The sequence below is a fragment of the Metabacillus kandeliae genome (genome assembly GCF_021166585.1).
In the GTDB taxonomy this organism is placed as follows: Bacteria; Bacillota; Bacilli; order Bacillales; family Bacillaceae; genus Metabacillus_B; species Metabacillus_B kandeliae.
The window spans coordinates 50307-67198 of sequence record NZ_JAJOZE010000012.1; the positions used below are offsets into that span (position 1 = coordinate 50307).

General features: G+C 42.8%; 15 protein-coding genes and 1 pseudogene. 4 read left to right on the plus strand and 12 right to left on the minus strand.

Going from position 1 to position 16892, the window contains the following annotated elements:
- The first annotated feature begins 893 nt into the window (after positions 1-893).
- Positions 894-3026, plus strand: a complete 2133-nt coding sequence (locus LRR81_RS18055) for an ATP-dependent Clp protease ATP-binding subunit (protein ID WP_231790800.1) — start codon at positions 894-896, stop codon at positions 3024-3026.
- Between the two features lie 39 nt (positions 3027-3065).
- Here LRR81_RS18055 and LRR81_RS18060 read toward each other — a convergent pair whose 3' ends face one another.
- The 3 genes and pseudogenes from LRR81_RS18060 to LRR81_RS18070 all read right to left on the minus strand — a co-directional run bounded on the left by LRR81_RS18060 (position 3066) and on the right by LRR81_RS18070 (position 5822).
- Positions 3066-3443, minus strand: a complete 378-nt coding sequence (locus LRR81_RS18060; RefSeq protein WP_231790848.1) for a VOC family protein — start codon at positions 3441-3443, stop codon at positions 3066-3068.
- Positions 3444-3794: 351 nt separating this feature from the next.
- Positions 3795-4103: pseudogene (locus LRR81_RS18065) on the minus strand (VOC family protein); the annotation flags it as partial.
- Positions 4104-4124: 21 nt separating this feature from the next.
- Positions 4125-5822 carry a M3 family oligoendopeptidase gene (locus LRR81_RS18070; protein WP_231790801.1) on the minus strand — a complete coding sequence of 566 codons (1698 nt, stop codon included), beginning with the start codon at positions 5820-5822 and terminating at the stop codon, positions 4125-4127.
- 172 nt (positions 5823-5994) lie between these two features.
- Between LRR81_RS18070 and motA the strand changes: the two genes are divergently transcribed.
- Entirely contained in the window at positions 5995-6786 is a 792-nt protein-coding gene (gene motA / locus LRR81_RS18075) for a flagellar motor stator protein MotA (protein ID WP_231790849.1), read from the plus strand.
- Positions 6779-7525 (plus strand): flagellar motor protein MotB, encoded by a 747-nt coding sequence (gene motB / locus LRR81_RS18080; protein WP_231790802.1) that lies wholly within the window; start codon positions 6779-6781, stop codon positions 7523-7525. Before motA ends, motB begins: the two co-directional genes overlap by 8 nt.
- Before the next feature lie 55 nt (positions 7526-7580).
- Here the strand turns inward: motB and LRR81_RS18085 are convergent, their stop codons facing one another.
- The 8 genes from LRR81_RS18085 to LRR81_RS18120 form a co-directional block, all read right to left on the minus strand.
- On the minus strand, positions 7581-8612 hold the full coding sequence (locus tag LRR81_RS18085; protein ID WP_231790803.1) for an STAS domain-containing protein: 1032 nt from the start codon (positions 8610-8612) through the stop codon (positions 7581-7583).
- A gap of 119 nt (positions 8613-8731) precedes the next feature.
- Complete coding sequence (locus tag LRR81_RS18090; protein ID WP_231790850.1) at positions 8732-9283, minus strand: YdcF family protein; 552 nt, start codon at positions 9281-9283, stop codon at positions 8732-8734.
- 23 nt (positions 9284-9306) lie between these two features.
- The gene (locus LRR81_RS18095; RefSeq protein WP_231790804.1) at positions 9307-9825 is read right to left on the minus strand and encodes a DUF1648 domain-containing protein; all 519 of its coding nucleotides are present in this window, start codon (positions 9823-9825) and stop codon (positions 9307-9309) included.
- 165 nt (positions 9826-9990) lie between these two features.
- Positions 9991-10431, minus strand: a complete 441-nt coding sequence (locus LRR81_RS18100) for a ferritin-like domain-containing protein (protein ID WP_231790805.1) — start codon at positions 10429-10431, stop codon at positions 9991-9993.
- A 120-nt stretch (positions 10432-10551) separates the two neighbouring features.
- On the minus strand, positions 10552-12129 hold the full coding sequence (locus LRR81_RS18105; protein ID WP_408631625.1) for a M4 family metallopeptidase: 1578 nt from the start codon (positions 12127-12129) through the stop codon (positions 10552-10554).
- Positions 12130-12759: 630 nt separating this feature from the next.
- On the minus strand, positions 12760-13197 hold the full coding sequence (locus LRR81_RS18110; protein WP_231790807.1) for a MarR family winged helix-turn-helix transcriptional regulator: 438 nt from the start codon (positions 13195-13197) through the stop codon (positions 12760-12762).
- Positions 13198-13318: 121 nt separating this feature from the next.
- On the minus strand, positions 13319-14266 hold the full coding sequence (locus LRR81_RS18115; protein WP_231790808.1) for an aldo/keto reductase family protein: 948 nt from the start codon (positions 14264-14266) through the stop codon (positions 13319-13321).
- 174 nt (positions 14267-14440) lie between these two features.
- Complete coding sequence (locus tag LRR81_RS18120; protein WP_231790809.1) at positions 14441-14701, minus strand: aspartyl-phosphate phosphatase Spo0E family protein; 261 nt, start codon at positions 14699-14701, stop codon at positions 14441-14443.
- A 422-nt stretch (positions 14702-15123) separates the two neighbouring features.
- On the opposite strand from LRR81_RS18120, the gene LRR81_RS18125 reads away from it, so the two are divergent.
- On the plus strand, positions 15124-15528 hold the full coding sequence (locus tag LRR81_RS18125; protein ID WP_231790810.1) for a YkvA family protein: 405 nt from the start codon (positions 15124-15126) through the stop codon (positions 15526-15528).
- A 22-nt stretch (positions 15529-15550) separates the two neighbouring features.
- Here the strand turns inward: LRR81_RS18125 and cbpA are convergent, their stop codons facing one another.
- Positions 15551-16201, minus strand: a complete 651-nt coding sequence (gene cbpA / locus LRR81_RS18130) for a cyclic di-AMP binding protein CbpA (RefSeq protein WP_231790811.1) — start codon at positions 16199-16201, stop codon at positions 15551-15553.
- Positions 16202-16892: the final 691 nt, after the last annotated feature.

The window sequence follows — 16892 nt, forward strand, 5'->3', positions numbered from 1 at the left end:
GGTGCTGTGTACTGACCCATGGTTTACACCTCTGGTCCTGACCCCCGCTTCATTAATGAGCTAAAGGCCTGTCCCCATAGCGTCAGCCCCTTTACAAATAAGCTTTCCAAGCAGCCGGTCTCTGTCCTTTATTACAATAATAGGCTGGGGGACAGGTTACAGGACAGCTACACCTGTCCCCCAGTTCTCTGCATTATAAAAGGGGTGTCCCCCTTATCTGCAAATAGCGTTAGATCAACGTACTTTTTACCATGTCTCTGTCCCCTGCTGCGGTGAAGCATTGAGGGCCAGGTCACTATATAGGGAAGGGGACAGGTGATTTTGCCCATAAGAAACACTTTTCACTGAGGTGAAAATCACCTGACCCCAGTTTTAACAGGTCCCTGTCCCCCGGTATACTAGCAGGATAAAGATCTGTCCCCCTTCAGGCAAACCTACTGGTGCTATAGGTGTGCGGCACTTTGCAGCCTGTCCTTTTATCAATTAGCGCACTGAGGGACAGGAGTATGCAACTGTGCACCTGTCCCTTAGTCTGGCAGTGTATTAAAGGTGTGTCCCCCTTAAGATAAATCCCAGTAATGACAGTGTTTACAAGATCCGGTTACCTGTCCTCTATTCCTTTAAAGGGGTGAGGGCCAGGTCCAGTTTTATATATTGGAAAGAGTCCAACCACCCAAAAATCAAATCCCTTGAAAAGTCAGCAAAGATCAAAGTATACTGTTCTCAAGATCTTAATTGGTCAAAGTAAATCAAACAAAATACTTGAAAGTCAAAATTGGTCAGAGTATAATAAGGTCAAAGATAGTCAAACGGACTATTTAATGTCCAAGGCATCTAAAAATTTTTTTCAAGTATTGGTCAAAGATAGTCAATTACTAAGGAGGCTATTTAATATGAAATGTCAAAATTGTCATCAAAACGAAGCTACTATTCAATTAAATGTGCAGCTGAACGGGAATAAAAAGCAATTCAGCCTTTGCCAGTCCTGTTATGCACAATATAAACAGCAGGTTCCGTCAGGATTTGGCGGAGGAGGATTCGGGTCATTTCCGTTTGATCAGTTTTTCAAAGATATGAATTTTTCAGGTCAGCAGGAAGCTGAAGGTTTTCAAACACAGCAGGCTGGAAACGGACAAGGCGGAGGCGGGCTGCTTGATCAGCTCGGCCGCAATTTGACTCAGGCAGCCCGGGCTGGGCTGATTGATCCGGTTATTGGCCGCGAGGATGAGGTAGAACGGGTCAGCGAGATCTTGAACCGCCGCAATAAAAACAACCCTGTGCTCATCGGTGAGCCTGGTGTTGGTAAAACTGCTGTTGCGGAAGGCCTGGCGCTGAAGATTGCAGAAGGCGATGTGCCGGCAAAACTGAAAAACAAGGAGATTTATCTTCTTGATGTTGCGTCACTTGTTGCTAATACTGGAATTCGCGGTCAGTTTGAAGAAAGAATGAAACAGCTGATTAAAGAAGTACAGTCAAGGAAAAACGTCATTCTCTTTATTGATGAAATCCATCTTGTTGTGGGTGCCGGCTCAGCTGAAGGATCTATGGATGCCGGAAACATTTTAAAGCCTGTTCTTGCGAGAGGCGAGCTGCAAGTCATCGGTGCCACAACTCTTAAAGAGTATCGCCAGATTGAAAAGGATGCAGCGCTTGAAAGACGTTTTCAGCCAGTCATGGTGCTTGAGCCAAGTGTTGAAAAAGCGATTGACATTTTAAAAGGCATTCAATCCAAATATGAAGATTATCATGAAGTTCAGTTTTCAGAAGAAGCGATTCAGGCTTGTGTCACCCTTTCTAAACGCTACATTCAAGACCGCTTCCTTCCGGACAAAGCGATCGATCTGATGGATGAGGCTGGTTCTAAAGCGAATTTGAAGCTGAACAGGGACAGTGAAGCTTCTATTCACGAGCGTATGGCTCAAATTGCAAAAGAAAAGGAAGAAGCGGCATCCAAAGAAAACTATGAGCTTGCCGCAAAGCTTCGCCAGGAAGAAATCATTCTGGAAAAACAGCTTGATAAAAATGCCCAGGAAGATAAAATGATTGTTGATGTGACTGACATTCAGCATATCATTGAAAAGAAAACAGGCATTCCTGTCGGCAAACTGCATGAAGATGAACAAACGAAAATGAAGCATTTGGAAGAAAGTCTGTCTCAAAAAGTTATCGGCCAAAAAGAAGCTGTGACGAAGGTTGCAAAAGCTGTTCGCCGCAGCAGAGCAGGTTTGAAATCTAAAACACGCCCGATCGGTTCCTTCCTTTTCGTCGGACCTACCGGTGTCGGTAAAACAGAATTGAGCAAAACGCTGGCCGAGGAATTGTTCGGTTCCAAAGATGCGATGATTCGCCTTGATATGAGCGAATACATGGAGAAGCATGCGGTGTCTAAAATCATCGGTTCTCCTCCAGGCTATGTCGGCCATGATGAAGCTGGACAGCTGACTGAAAAAGTACGCCGCAATCCGTACAGCATCATTCTTTTGGATGAAATTGAAAAAGCTCATCCAGATGTGCAGCACATGTTCCTGCAGATTCTGGAAGACGGCCGTCTGACAGACAGCCAGGGCAGAACGGTAAACTTTAAGGATACTGTCATTATCATGACGAGCAATGCGGGTACAGGCGAAAAACGATCCGCTATGGGATTTGATACAGGCTCTTCTGCTGTAAAAGAAAGCAATATCCTGGAATCTCTCGGCTCCTTCTTTAAGCCGGAATTCTTGAACCGCTTTGATGCGATTGTGGAATTCCAGGCACTGGATAAAGAAGATCTGCTTCAAATTGTGGATATTATGCTTGTTGAACTTTCTCAAGCATTAAATGAACAGGAAATCACCTTATCTGTAAGTGATGAAGCAAAAGCGAAATTAGCCGAGCTTGGCTACCACCCGGCCTTTGGCGCACGTCCGCTGCGCAGGGTAATTCAGGAACAGCTTGAGGATCAAATTGCTGATGTACTGCTTGATGATCAAGGAAATAAAGCACTTAATGTTGTTGTGGAAGAAGACAAAATTGTTATCAAGTAAGACTAAAAATGCCGGGCATCTGCCCGGCATTTTTTCTTGCTATAAAATACCTGGGGAGTGCATGAGCACAACCCGCCACCCATCAGGATCTTCAAAGGTTTTGCCGTCTGTTTCCCAGTATGAATTTTCAGGTTTTGCTTCTTTTGCTCCGAGCGCTTCCAGATTAGCTGTTATTCTTTCCAGCGCTTTTCTATCTGCCATATAGAAAACAAGCAAATTATCTTTCGTTGGCGCAGGGCATGGAGTGCCTTCCTCATGTGAGGTAAATTCAAGATGCACCCCTTGGTCCGGCAATCCGTACATAACCCCTTCATAGCCGTTGTGGCCTGAAAAACCGCCAATTTTTTTAAGGCCAAGGCCCTTTTCATAAAACTCCTTGACCTTTTCCAGCTTGTCTGTAGGTCTTGCCATTCTCATTTGAACAGCTGGAAGTTCTCCCTGCCATTCTGTTCTGACAGAGATCCTGTAAGGATATTTTTCAGAATGGATTTGTCCTTCTTTTCCTCCCAGCACTACGGCCTTCAATGGAAGGATTGGTGCGGGCCTGCTGAGTGGATACCATGGCCTTCCTTCTTTTCCGAGAACAAATACGCCATCCTTGTCGCCGAAAAATCGAAAGGTATCTGATTCCTCCTGAAAGTGATTTTCGAATCCTGAAAGAAGTTCATTGACTAACTCATCAAGATTTTCACCAGGAAGGCCGACTTCTCCCACATCATGCCACCCTCTGTCAGCTCTCTCTTTGAACCTGACAAGCATTTCGAGGATGTTGCCGTCGGGATCTTTGAAATAGCACTGGCTGCCTTCCCAATACAGCTTTGTTTCTCCTTCTTCATTTCGCAGCAGAGTGTTCTCGAGCCTCTTATACATTTTTTCAAAGTAACTCTCGTCTGTTCTGAAGCACAGATGATAGTAGGGCTCTTCCTCTGACTCCTGAAAGAGAAGGCGGGTATCCCCCGCCCAAACGGCAAAGCTGTCTTCCCTCTCCATTGAAAGCTTCATTTCCAGCGTTTCCGTATAATACCTTTTCATTTCAGCCATGTTTTTGCAGACGAGCTGCACCTGGAGAAATTTCATTGCTGTCTCCTTTCAGGGCTATTAAAGCGCCAGATCATCTATGCTGTTCAGCCAGTTTTCTGCTTCAGCTACTGTTTTCTCAAGGGCGCCTTTTTTAAACGGAGACTCAAGGTTCGCTTCTTTCACAAGCTCAAGGAAGGATTTGCTGCCGCCCTGCCTGCACAGATTCAAATAGTCCTCCCATGCATTCTGATCTTCATCCTGAAGTCTTTTCCAGAATTGAAGCGCACAGATTTGCGCAAGCGTGTAATCAATATAATAGAAAGGCGAGCTGTAAATGTGGCTCTGCTTTTGCCAGAAACCGCCCTTTTCCAGGTACTCATTTCCGGCATAATTTCGGTCAGGAAGATATTTGTGCTCAATCTCTCTCCATGCCTGATGCCTTTCTTCAGGAGAAGCTTCAGGATTACCGTATACATAATGCTGAAATTCATCGACCGCGACGCCATATGGAATAAACAGAAGCGCTCCTGCAAGGTGGGAGAATTTATACTTATCCGTATCTTCCTTAAAGAAAAGATCCATCCAAGGCCAAGTAAAAAACTCCATGCTCATGGAATGAATTTCACAGGCTTCATAGGTCGGAAAGTGGTATTCAGATACTTCATACCCTCTGCTCATGTAAACTTGAAAAGCATGCCCTACTTCATGTGTCAGCACCATCAGATCATCAGCTGTGCCGTTGAAGTTGGCAAAAATGTAAGGGGCATGGTGGTCAGCAATATAGGTGCAATAGCCTCCTGCTGCCTTCCCTTTTTTTGCGAGAAGGTCCAAAAGGTTTCTTTCATTCATAAACTTGAAAAATTCGTCTGTTTCCCCTGACAGCTCGCTGTACATTTTCTGTCCGTTATTTACAATCCATTCCGCATCCCCTTTTGGGACAGCATTTCCTGTAAGAAATTCTACGGGCTCATCATAGTAAGCCAATTCTTCTGTACGAATCCGCTTCTTTTGTTTTTCGTATAAGCGCGATGCAGCCGGCACGATATATTCCTTAACCTGATCTCTGAATGCTGCTGCCATGCTGGCGTTATAGTCAAGCCTGTTCATGCGGGCATATCCGAGCTCAATGAAATTTGCAAAGCCAAGTTTTTTAGCAATCTGATCCCTCAGTTTTACAAGCTGATCATAAATGCGGTCAAATTCTTCTCCATGATAGGCAAAAAACTGGAATTTTGCTTCGTTTGCGCGTTTTCTGACATCTCTGTCTGTTGATTCCATAAAAGGCTGAAGCTGTGCCAGCGTGTATTCTCCGCCATCAAACTCTATTTTTGCTGAAGCTACGAGCTTTGTGTATTCACTGGAAAGCTTATTTTCCTTCTGAAGGTCCTCCAAGACTTCTTCAGAGAAGGTTTTCAGCTGGCATTCTGCAAGCTGAAACAGCTGCTTTCCCCATTTCTCTTCAAGGCGGCTTCTGAATGCCGACTGTACAAGCTCCTGGTAAAACTGATCAGCAAGCCCTTTTAAATGCGGATCAAGCTCATCAATAAAATCCTGCTCATTTTTGTAGTAATCATCTGCTGTATCAATGGAATGGCGGATATAGACGAGATTGGCCATCGTATCAGCGTAATTCCTGACCTGATAAATTTTCTTCATTGCTTCGTCCTGCTGTTCGTATGTATCTGCTTCTTTAAACTCTTGTAAATACCCTAGAAACTCATGCCTGATTTTCTCAAGATCCGGCCGGACATATTCATATTCTGCAAACTTTTCCATATCGCTGCCTCCTATAATTGCATACTGACTCCCTCTACTTATTCGCCATTTTTCCTCTGATTTCCTGTTTTCTGAAAAAGCTCCCTTTGTTACTAAAGAATTTTTTGTATTTTGTCGATATGTACAGTAAAGAGAAAAGGGCCATAGCCCATTGAAAAAGGAATTGATGCAAATGGATGTTACATCGTTAGTCGGGATTATTATTGCGTTTATAGCTGTCGGGGTCGGAATGGTTTTTAAAGGGGTCAGTCCGATGGTCGTCATAAACCCTGCAGCTCTATTGATTATTATTCTTGGAACAATCGGAGCGGTAACCATTGCTTTTCCGACAAGTGAATTAAAGAAGATTCCTAAGCTTTTCGGCATTCTTTTTAAAGAAAAGAAAATGCCTTCCATTCAGGAGCTGATTCCGCTGTTTTCAGATTGGGCACAGGTTGCAAGAAAAGAAGGACTTCTGGCGCTTGAGGCTAAAATTGAGGATGTGGAAGATCCATTCTTGAAAAATGGACTGAGCATGGCGGTTGACGGCCAAAATGCCGAGTTTATCAGAGATGTGATGCAGGAAGAGATCGATGCTATGGAAGAACGCCATCAGTCAGGAGCCGCCATTTTCACTCAAGCCGGCACGTATGCGCCAACTCTCGGGGTGCTCGGGGCTGTTCTCGGTTTGATTGCCGCTCTTTCTCATATGGACAATACAGATGAGCTTGGGCATGCAATCGGTGCGGCATTTGTCGCAACATTGCTCGGGATCTTCACAGGATACGTGTTATGGCATCCCTTCGCGAATAAGCTGAAAAGAAAATCAAAACAGGAAATAAAAGTCCGCCAGGTTATGATAGAAGGCGTTTTGTCGGTACTTGAAGGACAAGCACCGAAAGCCATCGAACAGAAGCTTTCCACCTACCTTCCTGCTTTTGAGAGGGTAAAACTGAAAGCTGAAGGAGAGCAGGACATTGCCTAGAAGAAAAAAACATCACGATGATGAGCATATTGATGAATCCTGGCTTATTCCATATGCGGACCTCCTTACTCTATTGCTCGCCCTGTTTATCGTTCTGTTTGCAATGAGCTCAATTGACGCACAGAAGTTCCAGCTGATGTCCAGAGCATTTAACAGTACGTTCACTGGCGGTACTGGTGTTCTGGAGTATCCAAGTCCTGTTCCGGATGGCGAAATGGAACAGCTCGATAAAGAGGAAAAGAAATCCGCAGAAAGCACAGAAAAGCAAAAGCTAAAACAGGTAGAAGAAAAAGTGAATGCTTATATTAAAGAGAAAAATCTTCAATCCAAGCTGAAAGCTGTATTAACAGATGAAGGCCTTCTTATCACGATTCATGATGATATTCTATTTGACTCTGGAAGTGCCGTTATCAAAAATAAAGACAGAAACCTGCCAAATGAGATATCTAAGCTGCTTGTATCCGATCCGCCGCGAAATATTATTGTGAGCGGCCATACTGACAACATTCCGATCAGAAACTCCCTCTATGAATCTAACTGGGAGCTGAGCGTTATGAGAGCAGTAGAGTTTATGAAGGTGCTGCTTGAGAATAAGCAGCTGGATCCGAAAGCATTCAGCGCCAAGGGGTTTGGCGAATATAAACCCGTTGCCTCCAACAATTCAAAAGCCGGAAGACAGAAGAACCGCAGGGTTGAAATCCTAATCCTGCCTATTGAAGCCAAAACGAAGATAAAATAAGAAAAAACCCTTTTCAATGAAAAGGGTTTTTTCTTATATCAGGCAGAAAGCTGCATTACACAAGTCTTCTTCCTTGTTCAGACAATGCAAAATAAATGCCGTGCTGAAGTGTGCTGAAACAATTATAAGATGACAGCTTAAAATCTGATTTTGAAATATGGAGGGCAAATTCCGCTGATATCCCGACCAAAATCGTTTTAGTGCCGATTAATGAGGCAGCTGCCGCCAGTTTATCAATAAACTCAACGGTATTCTCGCTGATATTTTTATTCAGCCCTGTCAGGTCCAATACAAGATAATTGGCTTTATATGCCGGCAAATTCACCAAAGTTTTATGCACAAGAGCCTCTGACCGTTCTTCATCATAGCGGCCGACCAGCGGAACCACCACAATTCCCTCAAGAACAGGGATGATCGGGGAGGAAATCTCTTTGATTAAATCATTCAATTCTCTTGTTCTATCTTCGACAACATTCTCTAGTTCTCTAATTCTCTCAGATTCTTCACTTCTGGCAAGATCGTGAATATTCTGCTGAACACTTTTTTCAGAAGGGAAATATTCAAATTCACAGTACTTATCGCCCAAGATTTGGCTTTTAACTACTCTATACCAGACATTGGTACCGAACAAGCCAGTAAAAATACCCGCAAAGTGTCCTGGAGTGAACGTTCCATGCGTTGTTTTCCCTTGTGCCTTGTTGATTTTATATTCCCAGCTGTCCTTTATCTGAACAACAGCCTTATATTCATTTGCACAAATTCTATTAATGCTCGTCCTTCCCCATCCAGCTGAGGCATAGGTGTTCGGCAGGACTTCTGCCACCTGGTCAATGGTCAGGTTCATGCTTTTGAAGTATTCGCCTACAACAATTCCCTGTCTGAATCCTGCTGTTTCAAGAACAACTGCAGCTGCTTTGTTGCCAGAAATCTCCTCTAATGTATCAAAGAAGCTTTTCATCGCAGAGTCGATCCAAAAGAGAACTGCATCTCCTTCTTCATACTGAAACCGGCCTTCGTCAAGGTTCCAATTAAAGCGCAGTCCCCCTACGACTGCTTCTTTGGCTTCTGCTGATTGATTTATGCTCATCTTCTTCTATCTCCTTCTCCTTAGAAAACGTTTCATTATCTCTAATGCATCATGATTCTGTTTATTAATTGCGCCATCTGCATGGCTTCCTTCAGCCTGCGGGACATCAGCCCAGCCTTTTATCCTGCCTTCATTATATAGTATTTCGCGATAGACAGACATTCGCGAAGATGGGCCTGAATGAGAATAATCCCAGGGGTTTTAGCCGGAAGTCCGCTGACAGTCAATCCATTGTCTGCAGCCAGTTTCATGCTTCTGAATAAGTGATAATCATTTGTTGCAACGACCCCTTTTTTCATATCTTTAGAAAGGAGCCTTGAAGAAAATTTCATGTTTTCTTCTGTATTTCTTGATTTATCCTCAATAATAATTCTGCTCTCCGATATCCCGAGGTTCATAAGCCCCTGTTTCATTGCCGCTGCTTCGGATATATTTTCCCCATCGCCCTTTCCCCCTGAACAAACAGCGATTGTCCGCTTATTTTCACCAAGGTAGGCCGCCGCTTTATCAATTCTGTATTGAAGGGCAAGCGAAGGCTTGCTCCCATTTACCTTTGCACCAAGCAAAATCAGATAGTCTGCCTCTTCTGTCGGCTTCATTCTGCTGAATTGAATCATCTTCATCTCTGCATAAAGAAACCAAATGATAAGGAGAACGACAATAATCATCATTCCGATAAACCATTTTTTCAAATCTAGCACTCTTTTTCCTCTTTCACGCGTTCCAAGATGTACGAACGCCAAATATAAATTCCGATTGTACTAAAGACGACTGCCAGGAATCCGAGAACGCTCCATAAACCAAGCGAGTCTGCTGCACCCTGGCTTATTTCCACTGTTTGCCAAATTAAATAAGAGAAAAAAATTGTGATTTCCGCTTTAATGAATGTCAGCAGCCTTACTGCATTTTTGTATTGTTCAAATGCATTGTGCTCTGTTATCTCAATTGGAAAATTATAAATATGAGGAAATCCCTCAACAATCGTTAAACATATCCATAGAACCGCCCCGATCCCCGGCAGAATCCACAGCTGAGCAGCATTCCCCCAGCTGTCAGGCTTTCCATCTGCTCCAAAGTGGACAGGCACAGTCTCTGGGAGAGATCCAAAACTCTCAAGCAGAAAAATGCACACACAGATCAGTGTTAGCAATGATCCCCATGAAAGCAAATAATCCAGGAATGTATACGGTACTTTTATAACAGGCCGCTTCATCCCAACCCTCCCTTTGTCACCCCTCTAATTTTACCCCTGCTCAGGCTGACTGACAATAAGGAACTCACTCATTATCCGGTAAAATTAGCATAAAAATGGCAGGCAATCGCACGAAAAAATGATCCCCGCTGTTACGGGGATCATTTTTTAATACTATACTTCCCATTAAACAAGGCGAGGATCTTCCAGCAAATGCTCCAGTTCTTCTTTATGATTTGTTTCATCTGCAATCAAATCTTCCAGCTTCAGCTTCAATTCGATCAGCCCTAGTTCTTCTGCCTGTTGTATCCGCTTTGTATAGCGTCTGATTGTATCTGCCTCTGCATCTCTTGCTGCTGACAGCATTTCTCGCACATTAGTAAGCTGAGGAACCGGCGCAGGAGTAGTTGTCGGTATGCCTCCAAGTGTTCTGATTTTATCTGCGAGATACAGCGCATGTCCTTGTTCGTCAGCAATTTCGCTTTCAAAGAATGGCTTCAATATTTGGCGCGGCAGCCCTGTAACAACTGCTGCATTGTATGTATACAAGATGGCTGCAGCATACTCATTTGCCAAGTCTTCATTCAATCCTTCAAGCAATGCCTGTAAACGAATATCTTCATTCATTTTCATCATCCTTTTTCTATGTGTTATATGATTACATTACCCACTTTCTCATTTAAGTAAAACATGCGGCGGCTAAAAGAAAAGCCCTTCCGCTATGGAAGGGCTTTTCCTGCTTCTTTTTTAATAGACACCAACTGTATCCCAAGCGCTCTTTACAGAGTTATAAGTGCTGCTTCCGCTGCCGTACAAGTCAGCTGCTGCCTGGAGAAGAGCTGCCCGGGCATTTGAGAAGTTGGTTGTAGGCGTCATATAATTTGTCAGCGCTCTGTAGTAGATCTTTTCTGCTGCTGATACTCCGATTTTGGTTACCGTTAAGTATGCAGCTTTGTTTGGAATACCGCTGTTTGTATGAACTCCGCCATTATCAGAGCTTGTGTTCACATAGCCGCTCATCGTGCTTGGCTGTCCATATGCTTCAGGATTTGAAAGGCTTCGGAGGCCGTCTCCGGATCTTCCCGGCGTATAAACATCTTCACCCATTAAATAGTCGCCTGTATCGTTGAAGAAGCCGAATGTATCAGAGATTGATTCATTTAATGCACCAGATTGGTACTGGTAATTAAGCCCTGCAGTTCTTTCTGTTACAGCATGAGTTAATTCATGTGCAACGACATCAAGCGCACCGGAAAGGGAAGTAAATGTGACGCCGTCACCGTCGCCATAAACCATCTGTGCTCCATTCCAGTAGGCATTGTTGTAATTTCTGCTGTAATGAACTGTAGAACGGATGGTTGCACCCGCATTGTCGTAGCTGTTGCGGCCAAATTTATTGTAATAATAATCATAAACCTTCCCCGCATAATAGTGCGCATCTACATCAGCTCGCTGTGTTGTGCTGCTGAAGTTGTTGTCACTGTCAACAGAATAGCTGCCAGGAAGGCTTGACCCATTTGAAGCAGTGAACGTTTCAATCACACCGTTCATTGGCTTTGTTGTGTCATATAAATAGTACGTTCCGTTTGAAGAGTAGGTATTTAATGTTTTTCTGTCGCCAAGCACTCCTGTTCCGCTTCCAGTTGTCGCAGCATCTGATACTGCATTATAGGAATCCAGGATGCTTCCGTCCTTTGCATCAACGTAAATCTGCCAGTTGGCGCCATATGGCTTGATGAACTGCAGCTGCACTTTATAAGCCAGATGGTAGCTGCCTTCCTTGTCAAAGATCACGAGGTCCTGCTTTACAGATGTATTCTCAGGCTTTTTAAACGGTGCCGGCATCGCAGGTGATGCAGCATCTGTATCCTTTTTTGTTAATTTGATAGATTTCCATGCCAGGTCAACGGCTTTTTGAGAGGAGAGCTTTGCTTTTGTGCTTCCTTTCATTTGAGAAGAGGCTTCTGGATGAAGAGTCCCGTTAGTAGCGGAAACATTCCCTTTTTGATCCACATGCACAATAAAATCCGCGCCATCAACTGGTACACCGTCGACTGACTGAATGTATTTATAATGAGTAAAGCCGAGGCTGTCTTTTTCTTTGCTTAAAAGTGTCAAATCAGCATTTGGGTTTACCTTGTAAACTGCTTCGTTTTCTTTCAAGAATGATTTTACTGCTGACTCTGTTTGAACTTTGTTTGCGGAAAGTTTTCCGGAAAGAAAGGAAGGACTGCTTTTTTCTTTGTCCCATTTTTGCTGTACCAATTCCATTTTTTGAAGAAGCTGTTTTTCTTTAGGAAGGGAGGCTGCGGAAGCTTGAGTCATTGGGATTGTACCAGTTAATGTTAATGCTGTACCCAGAACTATTGCGGTAAACTTTTTATCCAATTTTACCTTCTCCTCTCGCAAAGCGAAATGTTAATTACAAAGAGAATAATAGCATCTTCTAACTATTTTTAACATTAAAAAAATTCGAAATTTTAAAAATGATAGATTCGGCACTAATCCTATTAAATAAGGATAAGAAGATAGACCCAAATACACGTTCGCCTGCTGCTGTACAGTATATCTCATGCTAAATAATGAAATTTGTGGAAATATATCTGGTGATTATCCGTATTCATGTATAAAAATTCGCTCATTTTCTTATATGAGTACAAAATGATAATGATTTTACACTATAATAATATTTTATTCTTCAGAGGCATACCAGTCCTATTGGAAATAGTCCATTATATCCGGGACTGCTGCATCCTTGAAAATACTCAAGACAAGGTTTGCTCCTGCAGGCTTATCTTTTCGAGTTTTAAGAGGTTCTTCAGTTTTTCTTCCTTAAAAAATTGAGAAATTTACTAAGAAATTTCACTCTGTTAAGCAGAAGAAGCTGGCTGATAAGTCCCAGCCTGACAGCTGCTTGCGAATATAAAAAAAACAGCCCGCGAAGGACTGTTTCTATCAGGAAAGCTCTTTTGCCCTGTATCCTGTTTTTTTCAATAAATCAATAAGCTGCGTTTTCTCTTCTTCAGAAAGGACATTGAACATTTCATCAATTTTTTCCTGATGAGATGGAAAAATCTCCTCCATGAGCTCTTTCCCTTTTTCCGTAATATGAGCATAGGTTACCCTGCGGTCTTTTGCACAGGCTTTTCTGGCCAAATAGCCTTTCTGCTCTAATTTATCAACTACATAGGTGATGCTGCCGCTTGCCAGCAGAATTTTGCCTCCAATTTGCTGAAGAGGCTGATCTCCTTTATGGAAAAGAAGCTCCAAAACAGCAAATTCAGTCGGGTTCAGTTTATAAGATGTGATGTGTTTATTTGCCTGATCATTGATCGCCCGATAAGCTCTAGACAGCACGACAAAAGCTTTTAGTGAGTGTTCAGAATGGTTCAACTTAATCAATCCTTTGAAAATAAATATCTTGAATTAAAAGTAATGATAGTTGATTTTCAGCAAAAAGTCAAGCGCATGTACCCTTCTGTACTTCATAAAAAAACTCCCCAAAGGGAGTCTATTAAACAGCTAGAATTTCTTCTATGCGTTCCAGTATTTCAAATGGAAGGATAACATCAGAAGCTTTAGCATTTTCCTCTATTTGCTCAGGATGGGAAGCCCCGACAAGCGTACTGGCCACGTTTGGCTGCCGCAAGATCCAGGCCAAAGCCAGCTGAGCAAGAGTAATATCCAGCTCTCTCGCAGTTTTATCAAGCATTTCTACTTTTCGCGTGACAATATCGTCCATAATTTTCTTAACCCATGAATTAAGTTCTTCATTAGCTCCTCTGCTGCCCTTTGGAATCTTGCCGTCCTGATACTTCCCTGTCAGCACTCCCTGTGCAAGAGGAGACCAGGCTACCTGGCTGATGCCATTTTTTTCGCTTGCCGGAATAATCTCTTCTTCTACATCTCTGTGAAACATATTATATTGTGGCTGATTGACCACAATTCGGTTCAATAGATAGCGGTCGGCAATACTGACAGCTTCCTGCAGCTGAGCAGCTGTCCATTCACTGACACCGGCATAAAGGATTTTTCCTTGCCTGATCAAATCATCAATGGCACGAAGCGTTTCTTCCAAAGGGGTATCGGGATCATATCGATGGCAATAAAAGACATCCACGTAATCAAGATTCATCCGTTTCAGGCTGGTGTGGACCTGTTCCATGATATGTTTTCTGGAGAGCCCTTTGTCGTTCGCCCCTTCGCCGACAGGCCAAAATGCTTTTGTTGTAATGACATAGGACTCTCTCGGAAAGGCTTTTAAGGCTCTTCCCATAACAGCTTCAGCTTCCCCGCCCGCATAAACATTGGCACAATCGAAAAAGTTAATTCCTAAATCAAATGCTTTATGTATAATAGCAGCCGCTTCTCTTTCACTGATTGTATTTCCAAAAGTCAGCCAGCTGCCCAAGCTGATTTCTGAAACCTTTAAGCCTGAATTCCCAAGACTTCTGTAATTCATGAGTATCCCCCCTGAAGCCATATTCATTTGATTTAAACTTATCAGAAATATCAGTAAGCGTAAAGGACAAGTCTTGGAAAACGTTCGGCGGCAACTGACAATTTTTGCAGGAAAGTGAAAAAAAGAGGCCTTGCTGAAGAATTATTGAGGAATTCTTAATGGGGGAATTGCAGGTTATTCTTGAGTTTGATAGACGGCAGCTTCCTGGAAACTCCATCTTCTCATTTTCATAACGAACTCTCTAAAGGGGCCATTTGTCCGGTTCTCTTCTTCCAGTTCAATCTGCTGGTATTTATTCAGCAGCACATCAAGCTGCTGGCTGTATTCCACAGCATCACCGCTTGTAAAACCATTAGATTCTGCAGCTAAAATCATTTGCTTTCTTTTTTCGGCAATCTTTTTCATTAATTCATCTTTTACTGTTGGGGCAGCCATTTGTTTTTTTCCTCCCGTTTTTAAAGATAAAGATTTATTGCAGGATCTGCCATGTACAGCACTCTCCCCTCGCTTTCCGGGCGGTGCAGTTCGGCAGATGACTTAAAATCTCTTTCGTAATGGCTCTGTTACACTTGACTGTTGATCGCAATGCGAGATCAGCCTCTGCCATAAACACTTACAGGGTACAGCGCTGCTTTAAACGGGAACTGTTTCATGAATAGCTGATTTATAAATAAACACAGTATTTGCAGGAATTTGCTTTTAAAAATGTTGCAGCAGGTACATGCTAGTGAGCAGGAGAGTAAAGTGCAGCATCTGACTTTTTCTCCTATATTTTCTATTCCCAATGTTTTACAAGTTTAAACACTTTTTTATAGGATAAATAAGAAATGTGTGTATATTTTTTAGGAGTGAATGAGATGATTTCTTCTTTTTTAAATAAGTATGTACCTATGGCAAAGTCTTATTTGCAGGATAAAAAGAAAACAGACGGCCTTTTAAAGAAATCTGCAGCAAAGGCTTTAAAAAACCGGGGTTCGCTAAAATCTGCCTGGTCTCAGCTGAATTTGCTGGCTGAAGCGCTAAAAGCCTGGAAAAACGGTGAGTATCCCCATTTTCCAACAAAATCTATTCTGCTAATCATCGCTGCTATTTTGTATTTTGTTACACCGGTTGATTTTATTCCAGATTTCATTTTCGGCTTTGGATTAATAGATGATGCGGCAATCATTGCCTTTGTCATCAAACAAATCGGCAAGGAATTAACTGACTTCCGCCAATGGAAAGAGCAGCAGAATGGGACAGATCCTGAAACAGAAAAATAGCACCCCGCCGGGTGCTATTTTTTTATTTTGCGGCAGCTGTTTCTTTCTTTGTCACATCATCGACATATGTAACCCGGAAATCCTTTTCTTCCAGCTTGCTGATAATTTTTTGGAGCTTCTTTTCTGACAGGTCATGGGAAAGATTTACGACGATTCTTCGCAAATAATCACCATTATCAAGGGTCAGCATTCCTTCAATATTCACATCTTTAACTGTTGAGACTAGTTCCTTTATGGCTCCTTTATGTTCTTTCGTTGCCACAGTCAGCAAGTATCCGCCTGTCTTCAGCCCAAAAGAATCTTCAAGAACATCCATAATATTAGCATGGGTAAGAATGCCGGTAAATTCTCCGCTTTCATTCAGCACTCCAAGAAAAGGAAGCCTTCTGATCGTTAAGAAGGTTTTGATGAATGAATCATTTTCATTAATGCATGCATCTTTATCTTTTATCAGCGCAGAAATTGATTCTTCCTCTTTTCCTTCCTCCTCAAAATAATACTCAAGGACGTTCACCTTATAGATCAGTCCCTCAAACTTGGTGCCGTTTTCGCTTAAAACAGGGATGCTTCGGTATCCTGTTTCCTTCAGCATTTCGTAAGCATCCTTTACTGTGCTTCCAATATCACAATATTTCACTGCTTCTTTCTTAACATAGTTATAGCGAATTTTCATAAAAACCCTCCTTTTCTCATATGGGATTGTAAAGAATTTACCATAGCTGATAATTGAGAGTAAAGAAAATTTTTATTTTTCAGTATTTTATTTTTTTCAGTCTGCACCCCCTATTACCGAATCTTGCCCATTTTTTCAAGTGTGGCAGAGGTTAATCCCCGAAACCCGCCAGTATATTCCCGAATGCAGCCCTTATTTTCCCGAACGGCCGGCTTCAATGATCAGGCACAGGTTCTGTGCTAAACCGCTTCAGGCAGCGTCCCATATCGAGCCGCAAAATTCCTTTTTGCCAAGGGAAATTCTCTTTTTCAAACTCACCACAAAGCTATATTCCCAAGCCATGCCCCTTTATTCCCGAGTAGAGGGGATAATTTCCCGAAACCGGCCATTATATTCCCGAATGCAGCCCTTATTTTCCCGAACGGCCGGTTTCAATGATCAGGCACAGGTTCTGTGCTAAACCGCTGCAGGCAGCGTCCTATATCGAGCCGTAAAATTCCTTTTTGCCAAGGGAAAATCTGTTTTTCAAGCTCAACACAAAGCTATATTCCCGAGTCATGCCCCTTTATTCCCGAGTGGAGGGGATAATTTCCCGAAACCGGCCATTATATTCCCGAATGCATCCCTTATTTTCCCGAACGGCCGGTTTCAGTGATCAGGCTCAGGTTTTGTGCTAACCAGCTCCCAGGGA